Here is a 21988-nt window from a genome sequence, read left to right on the forward strand (position 1 = left end):
CCGTTCTGTGTCCTGTCCCCGCGCCGTCGGCGGTAGACCATCAACGTTATCGAGGCTCGATTCGGTTGATGACCTACCGCCGACGAATGGGAAGGGTTGATGGCCTACCGCCACCGAGGTGAGCGCCGGGACCGAGGCGGGGACGCGTCAGCCGCGGAGGGCAGCGACCACGTTCGCGACGGTCAGCCCGACCTCGGCCTGCACATCCTCGGCATCGCCGGAGGCGCCGAAGCGGTCCACCGTGACGAATCCGGCGCCGCGGCCCACCACCTCGGCCCAGCCGAAGGACGACGCCGCCTCCACGACCACCGCGCGGATGCCCGGAGGGAGGAGGGCATCGCGCTCGGCGGCCGGACGCGCCAGGAACCACTCCCGGCACGGCATCGACACCACGCGCACGGCGATCTCGTCCGCGATCGAGCGGGCCGCCTCCACCGCGAGCGCCACCTCGCTGCCGGTCGCCACGACGACCACCTCGGGCTCGGCCTCCGGCTCGAGGACGGCGTAGGCACCGGCGCGGACCCCGGCCTCCACCACGACATCGTCGGCGTCCAGCACCGGCACGTTCTGACGCGCCAGGACCAGGCCCATCGGCCTCGTCCGGCGCTCGGCGGCCAGGCGCCAGGCGACCGCGGTCTCCTTGGCATCGGCCGGGCGCACGACATCGAGCCCCGGCATCGCCCGCAAGGACGCGAGGTGCTCGATCGGCTGATGGGTCGGCCCGTCAGCCCCGAGGGCGACGGAGTCGTGGGTCCAGACATAGGTCACCGGCAACCCCATGAGCGCCGCCAGGCGGATCGCGCCGCGCATGTAGTCGCTGAACACCAAAAAGGTGCCGACATAGGGCAGCGAGCCGCCCGCGAGGGCGATGCCGTTCGCGATCGCGGCCATCGCGTGCTCGCGGACGCCGAAGTGCACGATGCGGCCGTCACGGCTCTCGGGGAGGAACGACGCCTCGCCGGGGATCGTGGTCTTGTTGCTGTCGCCGAGATCGGCCGAGCCACCCCACAGCTGCGGCAGTTGCGGGGCCAGGGCGGCGAGGCAGGCACCGGACGCGGAACGCGTCGCCACGGACGTCCCGGCCTCGAAGGCCGGCAGCTCGACGGTCCCCGGGGCGCCGACAACCCGGTCCCACTCACCCGCCCGCTCGGGCTCACGCTCACGCCAGCGCGCGTCGAGCTCGTCCCAGGCGCGATGCATCCGCGCCCCCTCCTCGCGGCGGTCGGCCCGCGCGCGGACCTCGTCGCTCACCACGAAGGTGGCCGCGGGATCGAGGCCGAGGGCGGTCTTGGTAGCGGCGGCCTCGTCGCCTCCGAGGGGTGAGCCATGGGCTCCGGGCGTGTTGATGGCGTTCGGCGCCGGCCAGGCGATCTGCGATCGCAACACGATGATGGAGGGCCGCGCCGTCTCATCGCGCGCCGCGGTCATGGCCGCGTCCAGCGCGGCGACGTCGATATCGCCGTCCTCGGCGAGGCCGACGTGCTGGACGTGCCAGCCCTGGGCCTCGAAGCGCGCGGCGATGTCCTCACCGGTGGTCAGCGAGGTCTCGCCCTCGATCTGGATGCGGTTGTCGTCGAAGACGACGTTCAGCGCGCCCAGCTCATGGCGTCCGGCGAGCGCTCCGGCCTCATAGGAGATGCCCTCCTGCAGATCACCGTCACTGCACAGCACCCAGACGGCACGATCGAAGGGAGACTCTCCCGCCGGCGCCTCCGGGTCGAAGAGGGCCCGCTGCCGGGCGAAGCCCATGGCCATCCCGACGGAGGAGGCGAGACCCTGTCCGAGCGGCCCGGTGGTCATCTCGACGCCCACCGTATGCCCGTACTCGGGATGCCCGGCCGTCCGGCTGCCGATCCTGCGGAAGCTGCGCAGGTCGTCGAGGGTCAGGTCGTAACCGCTCAGGTACAGCTGCACGTACTGCAGGATGCTCGCGTGTCCGCAGGACAACACGAAGCGGTCCCGTCCGGCCCACTGCGGGTCGGCCGGGTCGTGGCGTAGGTGCCGTCCGTACAGCAGCTGCGCCACCGGGGTGAGCGCCAGCGCGGTGCCCGGGTGGCCGGAGCCGGCCCGTTCGACGGCGTCGATGCTCAGGCCGCGCGCGGTCGTGACGACCTCCGTGTCGAGCAGCGGCGAGGTCGTGGACGTGATGGTCATCGAGCGGTTCCTCCGAGGGGTGGTGTGGACAGCCACGCGGCGATGCGCGCGGCGACGGCGTCGGGCGTCAGGCCGAAGGCCTCACGCATCTCGTCGCCGGTGGCGGACATGCCGAACACATCGGGGGTGCCGATGCGCTCGACGTGAGCACCCTGGGGGCCGACGACGCCGCAGACGGCGTCCCCGAGCCCCCCGATGACGCTGTGGTTCTCGACGGTGACGACGAGCTCGCAGCCGGACGCCGCCGCACGGATCCCGTCCGCGTCGAGCGGCTTGAGCGACGGGAGGTGGACGACGCGCGCGCCGATCCCACGGCCGGCCAGGGCGTCGGCGGCATCGCGACCGAGCGACGCGGTCGATCCCTCCGTCACGATCAGCGCCCGGCCACCATGGTCGGCGATCACCTCGTGTCCGCCCGGAGCGAACTCGGCGTCGGGGTCGTAGAGCTGCGCGACAGGGTGCCGGCCCACCCGGATGTAGACCGGGTGCTCGCGCTGACGCACCGCCCAGGCGATCGCGTTCGCGGTCTGGGCCGAGTCGGCGGGGGTCAGGACGAGGAGCTCGGGGATCGCGCGCGCCAGCGCGAGATCCTCCAGGCACTGGTGGGTGCCGCCGTCCGGCCCCATGTCGACGCCCGGGTGTGTGCCGATCACGACCACCGGCGCACCGGCATAGGCCGCTTGTCGCAGCTGGGTCCAGGGCAGTGCGAGCGCGAACATCGCCATCGACACGAACACCGGCCGGACGCCCGTGTACGAGAGTCCGGTGGCGACCCCCATCGCATTCTGCTCAGCCACGCCGAGCTGCACGAGGCGGTCCGGATGCGCGTCCTCGACGGGGCCCAAACGGGTCGACAGGCCGAGATCGCCATCGAGGACGACGACGTCCTCACCCGCCTCGATGAGCTCGACCAGGGTCGATCCGATCATCTCGCGTGGAGCCCGCAGGTCTCCGTATACATCGGTCTTCGCCGCCATGTCGCCTACCCTTCGCCGATCTCGTCGAGTGCCCGGCGCAGTTCGTCGTCGTCGAGGCCGCGCGAGTGCCATTCGCGGACGTTCTCCATGAAGGAGACGCCGTGTCCCTTGACCGTGCGCGCGACGACCGCGCCGGGTCGCGGGTCGGCGCGCACCTCGTCGAGCGCCGCGCCGAAGGCGATCGGATCGTGGCCGTCGGCCTCGACCGTCGCCCACCCGAAGCTCTCGAGCTTCGCGGCCAGCGGCTCCAGCCCCATGATCCGGCCGACCGGGCCGTGCTGGGTGAGGCCGTTGGCGTCGACCACCACGGTCAGATCGCCGATGCCGTGGTGTGCGGCGGCCATGAGCGCCTCCCACGACTGGCCCTCGTGCAGATCGCCTTCGCCGGCCACGGCCCAGACGTGAAGTCCCGAGTCGCGTCGGCGTTCACCCATGGCGATGCCGAGGGCGACGGAGAGGCCCTGCCCCAGGTGCCCGGTCGATACCTGGACACCGGGGGTCTTGCGACGATCCGGGTGTCCCTGCAGACGCGAACCCAGGTGCCGATAGCTGGCCAGCTCGGACTCGTCCAGATCGCCCAGCTCGACGAGCATGGCGTAGAGGGCCGGAACCGCGTGGCCCTTGGCGAGCACCAGCCAGTCGCGGAGGTCCGGATCGCCGGTGAAGCGACCCTTGTCGAGCATGATGACGGCGAGCAGGTCGATGACCGACAGCGAGCCCCCCGGGTGCCCGGCCTGCGCGTCGTGGATCATTCGCAGGATGCGGCCACGCAGCGCGGGTAGTCGCGCGGAGGCCTCGCTGCTCAGTACTGTCACTGCTCGGCCCCCTCGGTGGCCACCGCGCGACGCGACTTCTCACGACGGTCGATGCCGAAGACGACCGCCGCGATCGCGGCGACGACCGCGAACGTGATGGCGATGCCGACGCCGGTGCCGAGCTGCAGGACCTGGTAGAGCGGCCAGCCCACGGCGGTGAAGTCGGTCTCGGGGAAGGACGAGCCCTGCAGGCCGACGCTGTCCATGATCGGGTAGATCAGCTGCGGGCCGAGCGAGATGAGCACGCCGACGATCGCCGAGCCCGTCACAGCGCCCTTCCAGCCGCCGGTGGCGTTGCCGAAGACCGCTGCCGTGCCGCCGATGAAGAAGTACGGGATGGCGACGGGGATGATGACGGTCCAGCCGAGGCCGATGTAGAGGCCCATCATGACCAGGCCGGCCGCGTACGACGTGAGGAAGCCCACGATGACGGCGGTCGGGGCATAGGGGAAGACCGCCGGGCAGTCGAGTGCCGGGCGGACCCCGGGGACGACCTTCTCGGAGATGCCGAGGAAGGCCGGGACGATCTCGCCGAGGAACATCCGCACACCGGTGATGATGATGTAGACGGCGGCCGCGAAGGTGAGCGCCTGGATGAGCGGGAAGACCAGCCAGTTGGTGCCGCCGGCCAGCTCATCGGTCACGCCCTTGCCGGCCGCGACGGTCGCGATGTAGAAGAACACCACCATGGTCAGCGCGATCGAGGCCACGTAGTCGCGGAAGAAGCCGAGGCTCTTGGGCAGCTTGATGTTCTCGGTGCTCTTGGCCGGGTCGCCGACCTTGCCGCCGAGCCAGGAGCTGAAGGCGTAGCCGATCGTGACGTAGTGGCCGATGCCGATGTCGTCGGTCCCGGTCACCTTCGGCATCGCATTGCGGCAGAGCCACGGGAAGAAGGCGGCGAAGAAGCCGAGCAGCAGACCGCCCACCACGACGGTGACCAGATCGGATGCACCCGAGGCGGACAACACGATCGCCAGGATCGCGGAGAAGAAGAGATTGTGCTGACCCGTGAGGAAGACGTACTTCATCGGGGTGAGACGGGCGACCAGCAGGTTGGCCAGCAGGCCGATCACCATGATGATCGCGGTCTGTGTGCCGAAGCTGGTCAGCGCGAGGGCGGTGACGCCCTCGGAGATCGGCAACACGCCGTCGATGCCGAAGCCCTCGGAGAAGAGGGTCTGGAAGTTGCCGAGCGTGGCCACCGCGGCCGCCGCACCGACACCGAAGATCAAGAACCCGACGATGGTCTTGACCGTGCCTGCGAAGACGTCGGGGAACGCCTTCTTCTGCAATACCAGGCCGACCAGCGCGAACAGGCCGACCAGGAACGCCGCGTCACCGAGGATATCGGTGACGATCACCTTGAGGATGTCCATCCTTCTGCCTTTCTACGACTCCCGCAGCGGTGGGAGTGCTCAGTCCTCACCGTCGTTCTTGGACGCGAGGTACTCCTCGAGGGCGGAGGCGATCTCGGCCTTGTCGAGGATGTTCTTGATGCCGATGACGGTCGCCGGCACATTGGTGAGCGTGGGGGCCAGATCGAGGCCGGCCACGATGACATCGGCCCCGGAGGAGCGCGCGCCCGAGGCGAGGTCCGAGCTGACGTCGAAGGGAAGCTTCTGCGCGCCGACCACCTGGTCGACCATCATCTTGAGGATCATCGAGCTCCCCATGCCCGTGCCGCAGACGACCAGCAGTTTCTCGTTCATGTCAGTTCTCCTCGGTGAGATGGGCGACGACGTCACGCAGCTCGCCGCTGGTGCGCGCGGCAGCGATCCGATCGACGGCGTCGGGGTGGGTGAAGATGGCGCCGATGGCGCCGAGTAGGTCGAGATGGCCGGTCGCGTCGACCGCGGTCAGGCCGAGGGCGACCCGGACGGGGTCATTGGTGGAGTGGCCGAACTCGATCGGCGTCCGTGGGGTGACCAGGACGAGGCCGGGGGCGCGAGCCCCCTCCTCGGGGCGCGCGTGGAGCAGCGCCAGTCCGGGGGCGATGACGAGGTAGGGGCCGTTGGTCTCGACATTGCGGATCATCGCGCCGGTGTAGGACGGTTCGGCGACATCGGCATCGACCAGAAGCTCGCCGACGGTCTCGGTGAGCTCTCGCCAGTCCTTCGCGGCGGCGCCCAGGACGATGCCGTCCTCGGGGAGGAGATCGAGCAACTCAGTCATGACGGCACCCGCCAGAGAACAACCACACGATACGCGGGCGCCGCCATGACGGACCCCATCGTTCCCTCGCTCCGCTCGGTCATGACAGCTCCTTGCCGCTCTGGGAGACCACTTCGAACTCCACCTGGTTGACATCGGGACGAAGACGCGAGAAACCGAACAGCAGCGGATCACCGCCCGGATCGAAGACGGTCGACTCGACGACCAGCAGCGGCGAGTCGGCGGGCACGTCGAGCCGCTCGGCCTCGTCGGCATCCGCCTCCCCGATCGAGACCGCGAGCCGGGCCCGGGCGAGCTCGACGCCGAGCTCGCGCCGCAGGAACTCATAGAGCGAGCCCGTGTTGAAGTCGTTGTCGGCGACCGCCGCGAACCGCTCAGCCGGCAGGAAGGTGTGCACGATGTGGTTCGGGGCGCCGTCGACGGTGCGGAGCCGCACGAGCTCGACGAGGGACGATGCGGGAGGCAGGTCCAGCAACTCGGCGATGCGGGGCGGGGCCGCGATGACGCGCTGGGTCAGGACCTCGCTGCCGACCTCGTGCCCCCGCTCGGCCATCTCGCTGTAGAAGCCGCCGATGCGGTGGTTGAAGCTCTCGCTGTAGCGGTGCGGATGCATCGGCTGCGAGACGAAGGTGCCGCGTCCCTGTTCGCGTACCAGCAGGTCCTGGTCGACCAGACCGTCGATCGCCTTGCGCAGGGTGATGCGGCTGGCACCGTATTCCTCGCACAGAACGTGCTCGGGGGGCAGCGGATCACCGACGCTCATGGACTCGATGCGTCGGCGCAAGTGGTCCCGGATCTCCAGGTACTTGATGGCCAATGTAATACCAATCTAAGACATCATAACGACATGACATCTGGAGGGTAGCATCAGCGTGTCCCCCGTCACAAGGGTGAGTCGGGGTGACCTTCGATCAGCGATGCAACTCGCGATGAGGGCAGCGGTGACCGTAACGCAGCCGAAGGGGGCTCCCCCGAGTTCCTGCTCCTCGACGAGACCGCGGATCCGGAAACCGTGCTGCCCTTCAGCAACGGCGGATCCGTACCCTTCTCCTGCACCGTGACCGTCGACAGCCTCAGCCCGACGGATGACGCGGCGGTCGTGGTGGCCATCGGCCTCGACGGCGACGCCGATGACACCGCCCAGGAACGCGAGACGCCGCGGCCCCGCTCAGCCCAGGTGCCGCGCGAAGAAGCGCGCCGCGTCGTCTCCCGCGAACCGGGGGACGCCCGTATGTCCGCCCAGATTGGCGTACAGCGTCTTCTCCCTGGAGCCGAAGGCATCGAACAGGTCCAGGGCGGCCTGTCGGTCGTTCCCCTCGTCGTCCCACTGCAGCAGGACGTGCAGGGGGATGGTGACCCGACGAGCCTCCTCGATGATGGAACGGGGCACGAAGCTCCCGGCGAACAGGCCCGCGGCCGCGATACGCGGCTCGAGGACCGCCAGACGAGTGGCGATGGCGATCACCCCGCCGGAGAATCCGACGGGTCCCCTGAGCTCGGGCAGGTTCAACAGGTCGTCCAAGGCGGACCGCCATTCCGGGACCGCCTGTTCGACCAACGGGAGGATCAGGCGATCGACGACCTCCTCGCTCGGCCGCTCGCCCTCAGCGAGGGCCTGCCGCAGATCGGCGCGTGCCTGGGTCGTCGGCGCCGAGGCAGGACGCTCCCCGCTGCCGGGAAGCTCGATCGTCGCGGCGGCGAATCCCTCCGCGACCGAGCCTCAAGCCCGGTCCACCAGTCGTGGGTACAGCTGCCTCAGCCCACCGGGATGGCCCACCAGGATGAGCGGGACCGGCTCCGAGGCCGAGGCCCCCGGAGGCGTCCAGACGATTCCCGGGATCTCCCCCAGGGAGAAGGTCCGTTCGATGATGCCGGCGTCGAGGCGCCGTTCGGAGGCGATGTGCATGGTCGTGTCTTTCGGGAGTGCGTCTGAGCGGCGCTCCCGGACGGCCTATAGTCCGACCGTGACCTCCACGAGGAGCGCCCACGTCGATCCGTGCATGGGTATCCCTCCTCGTGGTGTGGTTCGGAGGTGAAAGCCTACCGGCGGCCGCGGCGGCGGACCACCGTGATCAGCTCGCCCCGGTCGCGATCCGGATGACGGTGACCCGGCAGGTCGGTTCCTCGCCGTTCGGCGGTATCTCCGCGATATCGAAGGTCGCCGACTCGCCCGGCTGCACCTGGTCGAGCAGCGTCGACTTCGCGTTGCCGGCGTCGCTGTCCGCGACGAGCACCGTGACCTGGTAGCTCTCCGAAGTCTCCTCGCCGTTGGCGATCACACCGGTCGCCGACCACTGACCCTCCTCGTCGGCCTGGCAGGTGAAGCTGGTCAGCGCTCCCATGTCGGGCTCGCCCTCGGCGAGCCCGGACTCAGCGCTCTCGGTGGGCTCACTGGGCCGGGGTTGCGGGTCCTCGCCGCTGCACCCGGCGAGCACGACCGCCACCATCAGACCAGCCGTCATCGCCCTCACACGTCGCACCGTCCCATCCCATCACGAGGCCCTCTGCCGGCCGGTCATCCCGCGCCGTAGAATCGAACATGAGGATTCCCTCATCTAAGGAGTGGCATGACGATCGAACGTATGGGTGTCATCGGCGGCGGGCTGATGGGCTCGGGCATCGCCGAGGTGAACGCGCGAGCAGGACTCGATGTCGTTCTCGTGGAGATCTCCGACGAGGCGGCCGACGCTGCCCGTGGACGCATCGAGGGCTCGCTGCGCAAGGCCGAGCAGCGGGGCAAGATCACCGCCGACGACCTGGCCACGACCCTGAACCGTATCCATCCGACCTCCGACCTGGGAGCTCTCGCGGACCGTCAGCTCGTCGTCGAGGCCGCCAGCGAGAACGAGCAGGTCAAGCTCGACCTCTTCACCAAGGTCGGCTCGATCCTCGACGACGACGATGCGATCCTCGCCTCCAACACCTCGTCGATCCCGATCGTCAAGCTCGGAGCCGTCTCCGGCCGCGCCAACCACGTCATGGGCGTGCACTTCTTCAACCCCGCGCCGGTCATGAAGCTCGTCGAGCTGATCCCCTCGCTCACCACGGCGCCCGCGACGCTGGACCGGATGCGCTCCTACGTCACCGACAGCCTCGGCAAGCGCCCGATCGACGCGACCGACCGCGCGGGCTTCATCGTCAACTCGCTCCTCGTGCCCTATCTGCTCTCGGCGATCCGCATGTACGAGGCGGGATACGCCTCGGCCGAGGACATCGACCAGGGCATGGTGCTGGGCTGCGGTCACCCGATGGGACCCCTGGCGCTGAGCGATCTCATCGGCCTCGACACGATCCAGGCGATCGGCGAGTCGATGTACGAGGAGTTCAAGGAGCCCCTCTACTCCCCGCCGCCGCTGCTGGACCGGATGGTCGACGCCGGCCTGCTGGGCAAGAAGTCGGGCCAGGGCTTCTATCCCTACGACTCGTGACGGTGACCGGCCTGGCCGATCTCGCCTGGCCGGTCCGCACGCCGCGGCTGTCGTTGCGTCCCCTCACCGTCGACGACGGCGACGCCCTGTGGCGTTATCGGCAGTCCGGTGAGGTCGTCCGCTGGACCGGCCGGGCGCCGGGCAGCCGTGAGGAACTGACCCGCGACTTCCTGAACGACGACCACCTGGCCTCGGCCCTCGCGGTCGAGCATCAGGACGAGGTGATCGGCGACCTCACGATCGGGGTCGAGGACGCCTCCGGTCAGCGCGACCTCGCCGAGCAGGTGACACGCCGCCAGGCCTGGCTGGCCTGGAGCATCGACCCCGAGCGCCAGGGGCGGGGATTCGGCACGGAGGCGGGCACTGCACTGGTCGAGATCTGTTTCGAGTCGCTCGGCCTGCACCGGGTCCACGCCCAGTGCTTCGCCCTCAACACCGCGTCCTGGCGCCTGATGGAGCGCCTCGGCATGCGTCGAGAGTCCCACCAGGTGCGCAGCAGCCTGCACCGCGAGCTCGGCTGGAGCGATGTGTACGGTTACGCGCTCCTCGCCGACGAATGGCGAACCTGGCACAGCTGACGATCCCGCCCGACCCTCGGGCGGTGAGTGGTCAACCGCCATCGGCCGCGCCGCATGGTTCACCACGCACCGCCATCCGTCACCACATGATCGCGGTGAACCATCAACCAGCACCCCCACCCCGACGGTTGACTACCCACCGACCCCGGCCGAAGCCCCACCGCGGTGAGTGGTCAACCACCGCCCGCGACCGAGGTTGACCACTCACTACCCCGACGCGAACCGCGCCAGGAGCCGGCGCAGGCCACGGACCAGCGGTGTCCAACGGACCGGCGCCGCTCCGCCGCCGACCTCGGCGAGCGCCTTGGCGAGACTGTCCTCGATGAGCGCATCGTGGAGCGGACGAAACAACAGCGGCCAGGACACCCGGGCCATCGCGTGGGTGCGCATCGCCAGCGTGTGCCGCAGGACGCTGCCGCCGGTGTCGCCCCGGACGGTGAACTCGTGGAAGCCCTCGAAACTGGCCGGCGCGGTGAAGGCGAACCGGACCCACTGACCGGGAACATGGTGCGCCACCTCGTACCGGATCGGACCGTGGCCGCCGGCCGCCCCCGGGGCGAGACCGCGATCGAGCCGCATCGCCGGCCAACTCTCATCGGGCCACAGCCGATCGTCCTCGCTCGCGAGGGTGTCGAGAAGGGCACCGACGACCGATGGAGGCACGGGCAGCCGCCGCTCATGGACATTGAGCACGGCCATCGTCAGCTCCTCGTCCTCGACATCGGCGAGATCGCGGTCACGCTATCACCGAGGGCAGGACACGGAGCGGAACCGACTGCGGATGTGGTGCTACCGCACGAGTGCTTCAATGCAGTGAGACCCGTCACACGACCCGTCGTCGCCAAAGGAGCACTCATGAAGGTCCCGTTCAGTGTCCGCGACTTCCTCGATCGCGCGTACACGGTCTACCCCGACCGGGTCGCGGTCGTCGACGAGCCGAACCAGACCGCGCCCTCGTGGGGCGAGCTGACGTATCGCGATGTGATGCGGTTGGCGCGCTCGCAGGCCGCGACCCTCGACGAGCTCGGCATCGAGCGGGGCGCCCGGGTCGCCTGCGTGTCCCACAACGCCGCCCGCCTGCTCGTCTCGTTCTTCGGCGTCTCGGCGTGGGGCCGCATCCTCGTGCCGGTCAACTTCCGCCTCGCCCCCGCGGAGGTCCAGTACATCGTCGAGCACAGCGGTGCCGAGGTCGTGATGCTCGACCCCGACCTCGCGCACCTGGCCGAGGCGATCGACGCGCCGCACATCTTCGTGCTGGGCGAGGACGACGAGAAGATCTGGTCGAGCACCGCCGAACCCGAGCCGTGGGCGCCCGACGAGGACGCGACGGCCACGATCAACTACACCTCGGGCACCACGGCCCGGCCCAAGGGCGTGCAGTTGACCCATCGCGCGCTGTGGACGAATGCCACCGTCTTCGGGTGGCAGTCCTCCGTGAACGATCGCGATGTCTACCTGCACACGCTGCCGATGTTCCACTGCAACGGCTGGGGCCAGGTCTACGCGGTCACCGGCATGGGCGGGCGTCACATCGTGCTCCGCCAGATCGACGGTACGGAGATCCTGAGGCGGATCGAGCAGCACGGCGTGACCTTCCTGTGCTGCGCGCCGGCGGTGCTCTCGGCGGTCCTCGATGCGCTGAAGGACTGGGACGGCCCGACCGGACGAGACCGTGTCCGCTGCGTCGTGGCCGGCGCGCCACCACCCACCCGCACGATCGAGCGGGTCCGCGAGGAGCTCGGGTGGGAGTTCATCCAGATCTACGGGCTCACCGAGACCGCTCCCCTGCTGACGATGAGCCGGATGCGCGAGGAGTGGGAGGATGAAGAGCCCACCGAACAAGCTCGCCTCCTCGGCCGTGCCGGGGCCCCCGCCCTCTCCACGCAGATCATGGTGAACGACTCCGGCGAGATCCTCGCCCGCTCCAATACCGTGCTCGAGGGGTACTGGGACAACCCCGAGGCGAGTGCCGAGTCGCTCGCGGACGGCTGGTTCCATACGGGCGACGGTGGCACCTATGAGGACGGCCAGGTGACGATCCTCGACCGCAAGAAGGACGTCATCGTCTCCGGTGGCGAGAACGTATCGTCGATCGAGGTCGAGGATGCTCTCGCCTCGCACCCGGCCGTCCGTGAGGTCGCCGTCATCGGCATCCCCGATGACAAATGGGGCGAGCTCGTCACCGCGCTCGTGGTGATCGAGGGCGAGGTCACCGATGATGAGCTGAAGGCCCATGCCCGCGAGCGGCTGGCCGGCTACAAGGTGCCGAAACGCGTCGAGTTCCGCGAGGAGCTGGCCCGCACCGCGACCGGCAAGCTGCAGAAGTTCAAGCTGCGCCAGGAGTTCTGGTCCGGTCGCAACCGCACGGTCAACTGACCTGACGTCTCATGACCAATCCCGAAGGAGGTCGGCCGATGCCTCGGCGGCGACCCGTCCCTCTGCAACCCCGATCACCATGTCGTAGGCAGGGTCGTCCGGAGCATCGACATCGCAGCCGTTGACGCCGAGGAAGACGACAGTGGCGAGCCAGCCCAAACGCTTGTTCCCGTCGACGAGCGGGTGGTTCCTGACGATCGACTCCAGCAGCACGGCAGCTTTGAGATGTACCCCTTCATATGCGTCCTCGCCGTAGAGAGACGTCCGCGGCCGATACGCAGCCGAATCCAGGAGCCCGAGGTCCCGTACGGGCCCGACGGCGAGATCGGTCGCCAGATCCAGCAGATCGGTGAGGGTGAGATAGACGACCGTCATCGACCGAGGCGATCGAGGAGGTCGGCGTAGCGAGCTCTCGCCGAAGCCGACAGCTCCGCGACCCGCTCTCGGTGCCCCCGACGCTCAGCCGCTTCGAGGATCGCGCGCACCGCAGCCTCCTGCTTGCTGACGCCCAGGGTGTCCGCGAGCTCGATGAGGGCGCGGTTCTGCTCGTCCGTCAATCGAAGAGTCATGGCCATAGACTCATGATACCGCACTGATACCACATGGGAGGAATCGAGCGATGAGCACTGAAGGAGTCCGCGAGCTGATCGAACGGACGGCAAGGGAGCAGACATTGCCAGGCGCGGTCTGGGTGACGATCCGCGAAGGCCGAACGGCCGTGGACGCCGTCGGCCACGAGCCCGACAGCGTCTTCCGCATCGCCTCGCTCACCAAGCCGCTCGTCGCGATGCTGACACTGTGCCTGGCCGATCGAGGCGTTCTCGCGCTGGACGACCGGATCGATCGCTGGTTGCCCGAGCTGTCCGGACGACGGGTGCTGCGGGCCCTGGGCTCCGACCTAGACGACACGGTGCCCGTCCGCCGGGCTCTCACGGTGCACGACCTGCTGACGATGGGGATGGGCTTCGGCTGGCATCCGGCCTTCGACGGCAGCCAGCCGCTCCAGCGGGCGATCACCGATCATGGCCTCGGGCCGAGCGCCTTCGCCCCGGCGATGGACCCCGCCACCTGGCTCGAGCAGGTCGGAGCACTGCCGATGATCCATCAGCCCGGCGAGGGGTGGCTCTACGACTCGTCCCACACGGCGCTCGGCATCTTGCTGGAGCGTACCGGTGGCGCCGACCTCGATGCGCTGCTCGCCGAGCACGTCACGGGGCCGCTAGGCATGGGCGAGACGACCTACACCCTGGACGAGCGGACGCTGCCGCGACTCCCGGCGCTCCTCACCGGCGACCCGCCCACGATCGAGCGTCCGGCCGGCGACCCGGAGGCGAACATCACGCCGGCGATCCGCGGCGGAGCGACCGGCCTCTTCTCGACCGCCGCTGATCTGACCCGACTGGCCCTCGCGTTCCTCGGAGAGGACACCGGACTGCCCGGAGGGGTGATCGACGCGATGCGCCAGGACCACCGTGCACCGGGTCAACGCGCGATGAGCGAGCTCTTCCTCGAGCCCGGCACCGGATGGGGCTATGGCGTGAGCGTCGACGTGCGGCCGCGGTACGGATCGACCGATCGCTTCGGCTGGTCCGGCGGCACGGGCACGACCCTGTTCGCCGATCCGCGCCGCCGCACGGCGGGCATCCTGCTCACCCAGGTGGGCTTCGACGCCGAGTTCATGTCGCCGCTCCTCAAACGCTTCTGGCAGCTCACCGCCTGAGAACGGGTCCTCAGGGGTGACGGGTCGCGGCGGCGTCGTTCGCGGCGAGATACGACAAACCGAAGGCCGAGAGCAGGCCATTGCCGGCGAGATAGCCGCCCGCTCCGTGGCCGGAGATCCCCACGGCCGCACCCCCGGCGGCGTAGAGGCCGGGGATCGACGTGCCATCGGCCCTCGTCACCCTCGCCTGCGCGTCCACCCGCAAGCCTCCCTGCGTGTGGAAGAGCGCCGGCTTCACGAACACCGCCCCGAAGGGCGGGGTGAGAGGCGTGGACCAGGTCCGTCGGCCGAAGGGATCCTCCGCGCCGTCCCCGCCGGCCCTCGCCTGCTCCACGGTCTCGCCCAGGCCCCGCCGGTCGACGCCGATCGCGTCCGCGAGCTCGTCGACGGTCGAGGCCCAGCGCACGCCGCCCGATGACACCACATCGCGGTAATCCTGGAACTCCAGGCACGCCTCATGGATGCGCTCGTCCAGCACGATCCACGCCTCGCCGTCCTGCGCGTTCTCCAGCACCTGCGCGGCGTACTCCGAATACCCCGTGGTCTCGTCGCCGAAGCGGCAACCGGTGCGGTCGACGAGGAAGCCTCCGTGCATGACGGTGGCCCAGCCCGCGAGGGTCGCGGCGGGCATCGCCAAGGCGGCGTGGCCTTGATACGCGTCCAGGAATCCCGTCGCGGCGCCCAGCCGCTCGCCGATCCGCAGCGCGTCACCCGTGGAGCCTTCGCTGCCGTGGTAGATCGCCTCGCTGATCTCGGGAATGTGGCGGCCGACGAGACCGGCATCCGCTCCGAATCCATTCGTCGCCAGCACCACGGCCCGTGTCGGGATCCGCTCGGAACCGCCGGGACCCTCGATCGTGACCGCCTCGACTCCGTCGGGGCCGACCGCGACATCGGTCAGCCGCGCCGGGACCAGCAGGTCGATCAGCTCGGACTCGCGCACCCGCCGCAGCAGGTGCTGCAACAAGGCCCGTCCCGCACGTCCCTCGATGGAATGACAGCGCTGCACCGAGTGACCCGGGTAGTGGAAATCGGTCACCAGGGTCAGCGGCACCCGCAGGCTGTCGGCCATCCACTCCACCAGCGGTGCGCTCACCTCCGCCAACGCCCGGGTGACGACCGGATCGGCCTCGCCGCGAGTCTTGGCCTGCACATCGCCGACGAACGTGTCGACGGAATCCTCGATGCCCTCCTCACGCTGCCAGCGGCTCCCAACTCCCGGGATCATGGCCGTCGACATCGACGTGTTGTTGCCCGCGGCGAAGTGCTCGTTGCGCTCGACGACGAGGACCGACAGTCCCAGCTCCGCCGCACGGAGCGCTGCCACCAGACCGCCGCCGGCCCCCGCGACGACGAGGTCAGGGCCTTCGGCCTCCATGGTCATGCGGCGACCTCCGGCAGCATCGCGATCATGCGGAGCGCCACCGCGGTCGGGTCGACCAGCGCGGCCGACTGGCCGGTGGTCGTCACATCGACCGCCGAGCAGGCGTTGATGACCGCCTGGACTCCCAGGGAGCCCATCGTCTTCTCGACCGCCGCCGCCCAGATCTCGTCCTTCGCGATGTCCTCGACCGACAGGTGCATGACCGCGGTCGGCGCGGCCGGGACGCCGTAGACCCCGAGTCGGCGATCCAGTTCCGCGGCGATCGCGGCGGTGCGCGCCACCGCGCCCACGGTCAGCCCCAGCCCGCGCAGGTAGTGCGCGGTCGCCCGGCCGATGCCGTAGACCGGCAGCGGCAGGGCATCGGCGTGGTCGACCACCGGATCCAGGACGCAGTCGGGAAGGAATCCGTCGAATCCGGCCGGATCGACCGAGGCGAAGTAGCGGATCATCGCCTCCTCGGACGCCGTGATCGCCGCAGCGTCCTCCAAAGCCGTCGGCGCCGCAGTACCGATATTCCGCAGCTCGATCGACAGACCCGGCGGACACAGCCGGTCGTAGCGCGCCTGTCGGCGACCTACTTCCTCGTCGCTCACATCGATAGGTGTGACCGCCAGCAGGCGCATCATCGTGCTCCTCTCACGTGTCCCGGCCCTACAGGCCGAGATAGGCGTCGCGGACCCGAGAGTCCTCCAGCAGATCCCCTCCGGTGCCCTCCAGGACGATCGACCCGTTCTCGATCACATACGCACGATCGGAGATGCCGAGGGCCTGCTTGGCGTTCTGCTCCACCACGAGCACCGACACCCCGGTCTCCCGGATCGCGCTGATCGCGGCAAGCACCTGATGGGCCAGATTCGGGGCGAGACCCACCGAGGGCTCGTCCAGCGTCAGGCAACGCGGCCGGGCCATCATGGCGCGGCCGATCGCCAGCATCTGCTGCTGACCGCCGGACATCGTGTCCGCGCGCTGGGCTCGACGCTCGGCCAGGATCGGGAACAGGTCGAAGACCTCGTCCAAGGAGCCCTTGATCGACGCGTGCGGTTGCGTGTACGCGCCCATCTCGAGGTTCTCGGCGACGTTGAGGTTGCCGAAGAGCGCCCGGTCCTGCGGCACATGGACCAGACCTGCCTTGACGATCTGGTCCGCGCGCAGCGACCCCATGTCGCGGCCCTCGAACTGGATCGATCCCTTGGACGGCGACAGGATGCCGGCGAGAGCCCGCAGGGTGGTGGTCTTGCCCGCACCGTTGGCGCCGATCAGCGAGACGATCTCCCCCTCGCCGACGTGCAGATTCAGGCCGTGGAGGATCTCCAGCTTCCGATAGCCGGCGTGCAGATCGTTGACTGTCAGAATCACGCGTAGTCCTCTCCCAGGTAGGCCTCGACCACGACTGGATCCTCGGTGACCTCGCGCGGATCCCCGAGCGCCAGTTGGGCGCCCTCGTGCATCACCAGCAGTCGTTCGGAGAGGGCCAGGACCGCCGCCATGATGTGCTCGATGAACATCACGGTCAGTCCCTCGCCGTGCAGTGTCCGCAGCAGCTCGATCATCGGGGCACGCTCGGCCGGCACCAGCCCGGCCAGCACCTCGTCGAGCAGGATCACCTGCGGGTCGAGGGCGAGCGCTCGGGCCAGCTCGAGTCGCTTCAAGGCTGCGGTCGGCAGGCTCGCCGGCATGGCGGTGGCATAGCGTCCGAGCTGCACGCGCTCGATCACGTCGAGGGCCTTGTGCCGGGCGGCATGCGGGGCGGGCGTGTGCTGGTGGGTCGCGATCATGACATTCTCGAGCACGTTCATGCTCTCGAAGGGACGCATCAGCTGGAAGGTCCTGACCAGCCCGGCCTTCGCCACCCGGTCCGCCGGCCACCCGGTGATGTCGGTGCCGTCGAAGACGATCCGGCCCTCCGTCGGCCGCTGCTCCCCCGCGATCAACGAGAAGAGTGTCGTCTTGCCGGCGCCGTTCGGCCCCACGATCCCCAGGAACTCGTGTTCGGCGACCTCGATGCCGATGTCGTCCACCGCGGTCAGGCCGGCGAATCGCTTGGTCAGGCCCTCGATCGACAACAGGCTCGTGCCTCGCTCGCTCACTGGTTCTTCCTCTCGGTGATCTTGTCCTTGAGAGTCCCGTAGATGCCCTTGCGCATGAAGAGCACGATGACGATGAGCAGGACGGCGTAGACCGCGACATCCAGTCCCGAGACTCCCTGGAGGAACTCCAGATAGGACGGCGGGTCGCGCAGCAGCTCCTTGATGTACTCCGCGAGCGGGCCCACGATCAGCGCACCGACGAGCGGACCCCAGATGGTGCCGATGCCGCCGAGCACCGCGGGGACGATCGCCTGCACCGAGACGTGGGTGCCGAAGGCCTGCTCGGGGCCCACGAAGAAGTAGTACTGCGCGTAGTAGGCGCCGGCGATGGCGGTCACGGCACAGCTGAGCATCACGGCCACCAGACGCGTGCGCATGACATTGATGCCCAGCGAGGCGGCCGCCACCTCGTCATCGCGCGCGGCCTGGACGTACCGCCCGGGTCGCGAGCGGGCATAGAGGATGGTGATGCCCAGCGCGATCACCAGCAGGCCGCTCGGAATCCAGACGTACCAGTCGTTGCCCTGGCGGAACTGCATGTGCCAGAAGGACTCCTCGCCCAGGATGGGCAGGCTCAACCCGTCGGTCTTGTTGAGGAACTCCAGGTTCTGCGCCAGGAGCAGGAACATCTGCGCGAAGGCGAAGGTGGCCAGCGCGAAGTAGGCTCCCGCCAGCTTGTACCGCAGGCAGAGGAAGGCGATGAAGGTGCCGATCGCCGCCGCGAACACCGCCCCGATGATCATCGCGATCCATGGGGAGAGCTCGTACTCGATCACCAGATAGGCATTGGTGTAGGCACCGACACCGAAGAAGGCGGCGTGGCCGAAGCTGAACAGCCCGCCGAATCCGCTCATCAGGTTCCAGCCGACGCCCATGATCGCGAAGATCAAGGTGAGCACGAGGATGGACTCGATCCGCTCGTTGACGACCAGCGGGAGCACGGCGAGCACGACCGCCAGGACGCCCAGCGTGATGAGCGAGTTGCGCAGGTCCGTGTCCCGCAGCCGGGGATCGTCGGCTGCCACGCGCGGCAGCTCGGTCTCTGTCTGCTTCATGGGCGAACTCCGAACAATCCTTGGGGACGGAACAACAGCACCAGCACGAAGACCACGAAGACGAGGAGCAGTGCCCCGGTCCCCGGCAGGTACAGCGCGCCGATGGTCTGCACCAGCCCGATGATCAGACCGCCGGTGATCGCTCCCACCACCGAGCCGAGGCCGCCGAGCACGACGATGACGAAGGCGAGCACGGTGAAGCTCTCACCGACCGTCGGGGTCAGGCTCGTGAACGGAGCGGTCAGACCGCCGGCGACGGCGACACAGGCAGCACCGATGCCGAAGGTCATCGCGTACACCCGGCCGACATTGACGCCGACGAGCGCCGCACCCTGCGCATTCGACGCGACGGAGCGGATCGACATGCCGAAGGAGGTCCGCCGCAGCAGCAGCGTCAGCAGCGCCGCGACGAGGAGCGCCCCGAAGAACGCGATCAGCCGCTCATAGGTCGCCACGGCGCCGAACACCCGCAGCGACCCGTCGACCGATCCGGGGACCGACACCGGGCGTCCGCCGAAGACCATCAGCAGCGTGTTGACGATCAGCAGCTGCAGCCCGAGCGTGATCAGCAACGGTCCCTCATGGCTGCCCTCCGTGGTGAGCTTGTTCAGCAGCAGCCGTTGGACGAGGAAGCCGAAGCCGAACATGAGCGGCACCGCGATGAGCGTGGAGAGGTACACCGGGATGCCGGCGCTCGTCGTCAGCGCGTACACGAAGTACAGGGCCAGCGTCAGCATCGCGCCGTGGGCGAAGTTCACCACGCCCAGCACGCCGAAGATCAGCGTGAGGCCGATCGAGACGAGCGCGTACACACCTCCCAGCAGCAGTCCGCTGACGATCGACTGGGTCACGAGGCCGGAGTCTCGGTTGCCGAAGAGATAGATCGCTGCCAGCGCGAGGATCACGATCCCCGCTGCCAGGAGCGGCGATCGAGCCTGCTGTCGCCAGGGACTCGCGGCCGAGGTCGATTCGGCCGCGTTCGCGTGCTGCGGCATGGGTGGTGGCCCTTTCGAAGTGGTGGGGGGAAGGACGGCGGATCAGCGCGTCGGGAAGGTCAGATCGGCCGTCTTGAACTCCTCGGGGAAGACCTGCTGGATCTGGCCGTCGGCGATCTGGGTGACGATGACGGTGGCGTTCTCGTTCTCCCCGTTCTCACCGAAGGTGATCGGTCCGTCGAAGGCGAGCAGCGGATCGTCGACCTCGATATCGGCGATCGCGTCGCGGACGGCGCCCGGGTCGGTGTCGCAGCTTTCCTGCAGGGCCTCGGCGATGACCTCGACGGCCTGGTAGGACAGCACGGCGGCCGTCTCCATGGGCTCGCCGGCCTCTTCCTCGAAGCGCGACCGGATGTCCTCGACCCGCTCGTTCTGCATGTTGTAGTGATAGTTCGCGCTGAGGATGCCGTCGCCGGCCGTACCCGCATCGCCCGGGAACGAGGTGTTGTCGAAGGCGCCGTTGGCGATGCCGTAGACATCGACCTCCGAGCCCAGCTGCTGGAGCGCCGAGGCGATCAGGAGGCTGTCGGGGTAGTACCCGGTGACCACGACGATGTCGGGATCGCTGGACAGCGCACGCGAGACGACCTGGGTGGCGTCGGAGAAGTTGGCGGCGGCGTAGGTGACCTCGTTGACGTCGATGCCGTCCGCGGCCGCCTTCTCCTCGAAGGCGCTGAACACGCTCTCGCCGAAGGCCCCCTCGATGTGGATATAGGAGACCGTCGACAGTTCCTCGCCCGCCTCCTCGAAGATGCCCTCGAGGGCCGTGGCGCCGTCCTCGCCCATGCTCGAGGCATTGGGCTGGATGCGGAAGGAGTTCTGGTAGCCCTGTTCGAGGATCGCGTCGTCGACGGCGACGTCGATCACCAGCGGCACACCGGCGCGCTCGGCGACCGAGGCGACATTCTGGGTCACATCGCTCTGGTAGGTGCCGATGAGGGCGACGGCTCCGCTGTCGACGAGGCGCTGCGCCTCGGTCTGACCCGTCGCGGCCGTGCCCTGGCTGTCACCGGTCGAGAGGGAGAGCTGCGCTCCGTCGAGGCATTCGATGCCGCCGGCCTCGTTGATGTCCTCGACGGCCAGCTTGGCTCCCGCGCTCATCAAGGCACCTTCGCCGGCGAGGGCACCCGTCAGCGGGTGGACGGCGCCGATGACGATCTCCTCGTCTCCGCCACCGCCACCGCCGCCCGAGCAGGCGGCGAGGACGACGCAACTGGCCACCGCGGCTGATGCGAGGCTGAGCTTCTTCTGCATGGTTGTGCCTTTCCAGCCCGGGGAGACCGGGTTTCTCCTAGCGAAACAACGATTGCGCTTGGCTGACGGCCCTGGCGTGTTGACGATCACACCTGACGTCACGCGAGACAGTATTACACGTTCTTCGTGGAGCTATCCAGAGCCCTTGCGAACCTTTTACACGTTCGATACAGTTTCTCTCAGCGGAACACACCGACGAAGGAGCTCGCATGTCAGCACGTTCGAGGACCTCATCAGGTACCTCAGGTGGTACCGAATCGGCCGACCGCGTCGCCGACGTGCTTCTGCTCTTCGCCCAGCGCGATCGACCCCTCGGCGTCACCGAGATCGCCCAGAACCTCGATCTGAGCAAGGCCGTGGTCCACCGCATCCTGCAATCGCTGACTTCTCGCTCCCTCACCTGGGTGGTCCCCGGCGAGTCGACCTATGTGCTGGGTCCCGCCGCGACCACGCTCAGCACCCGCGCGTGGAGTCAGATCGACCTGCGATCCCTTGCCGCGCCCATGTTGCGGCGCCTGCGCGACGACACCCAGGAGACCACGACCCTGTCGGTGCTCATCGGCATGCAGAGGCTCTACCTCGACCAATACGAGAGCCCTCGGGAGATCAAGATGGTCGTGCAGCTGGGGTCCCAGCACGCGCTGCATTCGGGGGCGTCGAGCCGCGCGATCCTCGCCTTCCTCCCCGATGCCGTCATCGACCGTGTCATCGCCCAGCTGGTCGAGGCGCGCCCCGAGGTCGACGAGCAGGAGTTCCGGGAGAACCTCGCCCAGGTACGCGAGCAGGGATTCGCCGCATCGGTCAACGAGCGCGGCACCGGGTCGGCCTCCATCGCCGCTCCCTTCTTCGACATGAGCGGCCATGTGCTCGGCTCCATCAGCGCCTCGGGGCCCGCGACCCATTACGGCGTCGAGTCGCACCCCGAGGACGTGCCCCGCGTGCTCGCGGCGGCCCGTGCGATCAGCTCCAAACTCGCCGGACGGGGTCGCTGAC

Annotated in this window: 25 protein-coding genes; 5 read left to right on the top strand and 20 right to left on the bottom strand. The window is 68.8% G+C overall.

What is annotated here, in order from left to right; all coding sequences use genetic code 11:
- Window positions 1-147 precede the first annotated feature (147 nt).
- The 10 genes from FNM00_RS11340 to FNM00_RS11380 form a co-directional block, all read right to left on the bottom strand.
- Entirely contained in the window at window positions 148-2154 is a 2007-nt protein-coding gene (locus tag FNM00_RS11340; protein WP_143913657.1) for a transketolase family protein, read from the bottom strand.
- Window positions 2151-3131: a transketolase family protein gene (locus tag FNM00_RS11345; RefSeq protein ID WP_185973101.1), complete on the bottom strand. Its 981-nt coding sequence runs from the start codon at window positions 3129-3131 to the stop codon at window positions 2151-2153. Before FNM00_RS11345 ends, FNM00_RS11340 begins: the two co-directional genes overlap by 4 nt.
- Window positions 3132-3136: 5 nt before the next feature.
- Complete coding sequence (locus FNM00_RS11350; protein WP_221933695.1) at window positions 3137-3946, bottom strand: transketolase; 810 nt, start codon at window positions 3944-3946, stop codon at window positions 3137-3139.
- Complete coding sequence (locus FNM00_RS11355; protein ID WP_143913659.1) at window positions 3943-5322, bottom strand: PTS ascorbate transporter subunit IIC; 1380 nt, start codon at window positions 5320-5322, stop codon at window positions 3943-3945. The genes FNM00_RS11350 and FNM00_RS11355 overlap by 4 nt, the downstream gene beginning before the upstream one ends.
- Before the next feature lie 39 nt (window positions 5323-5361).
- Entirely contained in the window at window positions 5362-5655 is a 294-nt protein-coding gene (locus FNM00_RS11360) for a PTS sugar transporter subunit IIB (RefSeq protein WP_143913660.1), read from the bottom strand.
- A gap of 1 nt (window position 5656) precedes the next feature.
- Window positions 5657-6118, bottom strand: coding sequence for a PTS sugar transporter subunit IIA (locus FNM00_RS11365; protein WP_185973102.1), 462 nt, complete (start codon window positions 6116-6118; stop codon window positions 5657-5659).
- Window positions 6119-6197: 79 nt separating this feature from the next.
- Window positions 6198-6935 (bottom strand): GntR family transcriptional regulator, encoded by a 738-nt coding sequence (locus FNM00_RS11370; RefSeq protein ID WP_221933696.1) that lies wholly within the window; start codon window positions 6933-6935, stop codon window positions 6198-6200.
- Between the two features lie 351 nt (window positions 6936-7286).
- Window positions 7287-7676, bottom strand: a complete 390-nt coding sequence (locus FNM00_RS19230) for a dienelactone hydrolase family protein (RefSeq protein WP_246065156.1) — start codon at window positions 7674-7676, stop codon at window positions 7287-7289.
- 162 nt (window positions 7677-7838) lie between these two features.
- Window positions 7839-8024: a hypothetical protein gene (locus FNM00_RS19235; RefSeq protein ID WP_246065157.1), complete on the bottom strand. Its 186-nt coding sequence runs from the start codon at window positions 8022-8024 to the stop codon at window positions 7839-7841.
- Window positions 8025-8190: 166 nt separating this feature from the next.
- A complete protein-coding gene (locus FNM00_RS11380; protein WP_143913663.1) occupies window positions 8191-8580 on the bottom strand; it encodes a hypothetical protein in 390 nt (129 codons plus the stop codon).
- 105 nt (window positions 8581-8685) lie between these two features.
- On the opposite strand from FNM00_RS11380, the gene FNM00_RS11385 reads away from it, so the two are divergent.
- Complete coding sequence (locus tag FNM00_RS11385; RefSeq protein WP_143913664.1) at window positions 8686-9546, top strand: 3-hydroxybutyryl-CoA dehydrogenase; 861 nt, start codon at window positions 8686-8688, stop codon at window positions 9544-9546.
- A 2-nt stretch (window positions 9547-9548) separates the two neighbouring features.
- Entirely contained in the window at window positions 9549-10124 is a 576-nt protein-coding gene (locus FNM00_RS11390; protein ID WP_143913730.1) for a GNAT family N-acetyltransferase, read from the top strand.
- Between the two features lie 207 nt (window positions 10125-10331).
- Here the strand turns inward: FNM00_RS11390 and FNM00_RS11395 are convergent, their stop codons facing one another.
- Window positions 10332-10823 (bottom strand): SRPBCC family protein, encoded by a 492-nt coding sequence (locus FNM00_RS11395; RefSeq protein ID WP_143913665.1) that lies wholly within the window; start codon window positions 10821-10823, stop codon window positions 10332-10334.
- Between the two features lie 156 nt (window positions 10824-10979).
- Between FNM00_RS11395 and FNM00_RS11400 the strand changes: the two genes are divergently transcribed.
- Window positions 10980-12500: an AMP-binding protein gene (locus FNM00_RS11400; RefSeq protein ID WP_143913666.1), complete on the top strand. Its 1521-nt coding sequence runs from the start codon at window positions 10980-10982 to the stop codon at window positions 12498-12500.
- A gap of 9 nt (window positions 12501-12509) precedes the next feature.
- Here FNM00_RS11400 and FNM00_RS11405 read toward each other — a convergent pair whose 3' ends face one another.
- Window positions 12510-12875: a type II toxin-antitoxin system death-on-curing family toxin gene (locus tag FNM00_RS11405; RefSeq protein ID WP_143913667.1), complete on the bottom strand. Its 366-nt coding sequence runs from the start codon at window positions 12873-12875 to the stop codon at window positions 12510-12512.
- Window positions 12872-13069 carry a CopG family transcriptional regulator gene (locus FNM00_RS11410; protein ID WP_246065158.1) on the bottom strand — a complete coding sequence of 66 codons (198 nt, stop codon included), beginning with the start codon at window positions 13067-13069 and terminating at the stop codon, window positions 12872-12874. The genes FNM00_RS11405 and FNM00_RS11410 overlap by 4 nt, the downstream gene beginning before the upstream one ends.
- A gap of 50 nt (window positions 13070-13119) precedes the next feature.
- Between FNM00_RS11410 and FNM00_RS11415 the strand changes: the two genes are divergently transcribed.
- Window positions 13120-14220, top strand: a complete 1101-nt coding sequence (locus FNM00_RS11415; RefSeq protein ID WP_143913669.1) for a serine hydrolase domain-containing protein — start codon at window positions 13120-13122, stop codon at window positions 14218-14220.
- Window positions 14221-14230: 10 nt separating this feature from the next.
- Here FNM00_RS11415 and FNM00_RS11420 read toward each other — a convergent pair whose 3' ends face one another.
- From FNM00_RS11420 to FNM00_RS11450, 7 genes are read right to left on the bottom strand one after another with little or no spacing between them, the layout of a single operon-like run.
- Window positions 14231-15604 carry an FAD-dependent oxidoreductase gene (locus FNM00_RS11420; RefSeq protein ID WP_246065159.1) on the bottom strand — a complete coding sequence of 458 codons (1374 nt, stop codon included), beginning with the start codon at window positions 15602-15604 and terminating at the stop codon, window positions 14231-14233.
- Window positions 15601-16230: an aspartate/glutamate racemase family protein gene (locus tag FNM00_RS11425; RefSeq protein WP_143913670.1), complete on the bottom strand. Its 630-nt coding sequence runs from the start codon at window positions 16228-16230 to the stop codon at window positions 15601-15603. The genes FNM00_RS11420 and FNM00_RS11425 overlap by 4 nt, the downstream gene beginning before the upstream one ends.
- Before the next feature lie 25 nt (window positions 16231-16255).
- A complete protein-coding gene (locus FNM00_RS11430) occupies window positions 16256-16960 on the bottom strand; it encodes an ABC transporter ATP-binding protein (protein WP_143913671.1) in 705 nt (234 codons plus the stop codon).
- The gene (locus FNM00_RS11435; RefSeq protein WP_143913672.1) at window positions 16957-17691 is read right to left on the bottom strand and encodes an ABC transporter ATP-binding protein; all 735 of its coding nucleotides are present in this window, start codon (window positions 17689-17691) and stop codon (window positions 16957-16959) included. Before FNM00_RS11435 ends, FNM00_RS11430 begins: the two co-directional genes overlap by 4 nt.
- A complete protein-coding gene (locus tag FNM00_RS11440; RefSeq protein WP_143913673.1) occupies window positions 17688-18746 on the bottom strand; it encodes a branched-chain amino acid ABC transporter permease in 1059 nt (352 codons plus the stop codon). Before FNM00_RS11440 ends, FNM00_RS11435 begins: the two co-directional genes overlap by 4 nt.
- Window positions 18743-19741, bottom strand: a complete 999-nt coding sequence (locus FNM00_RS11445; RefSeq protein WP_143913674.1) for a branched-chain amino acid ABC transporter permease — start codon at window positions 19739-19741, stop codon at window positions 18743-18745. The genes FNM00_RS11440 and FNM00_RS11445 overlap by 4 nt, the downstream gene beginning before the upstream one ends.
- Before the next feature lie 42 nt (window positions 19742-19783).
- The gene (locus FNM00_RS11450) at window positions 19784-20995 is read right to left on the bottom strand and encodes an ABC transporter substrate-binding protein (RefSeq protein ID WP_143913675.1); all 1212 of its coding nucleotides are present in this window, start codon (window positions 20993-20995) and stop codon (window positions 19784-19786) included.
- 209 nt (window positions 20996-21204) lie between these two features.
- Here FNM00_RS11450 and FNM00_RS11455 point away from each other — a divergent pair, with 209 nt between their 5' ends.
- Window positions 21205-21987 (top strand): IclR family transcriptional regulator, encoded by a 783-nt coding sequence (locus FNM00_RS11455; protein ID WP_143913676.1) that lies wholly within the window; start codon window positions 21205-21207, stop codon window positions 21985-21987.
- The last annotated feature ends 1 nt before the right edge of the window (window position 21988 follow it).

This window comes from Aeromicrobium piscarium (assembly GCF_007421815.1).
GTDB classification, from domain to species: Bacteria; Actinomycetota; Actinomycetes; order Propionibacteriales; family Nocardioidaceae; genus Aeromicrobium; species Aeromicrobium piscarium.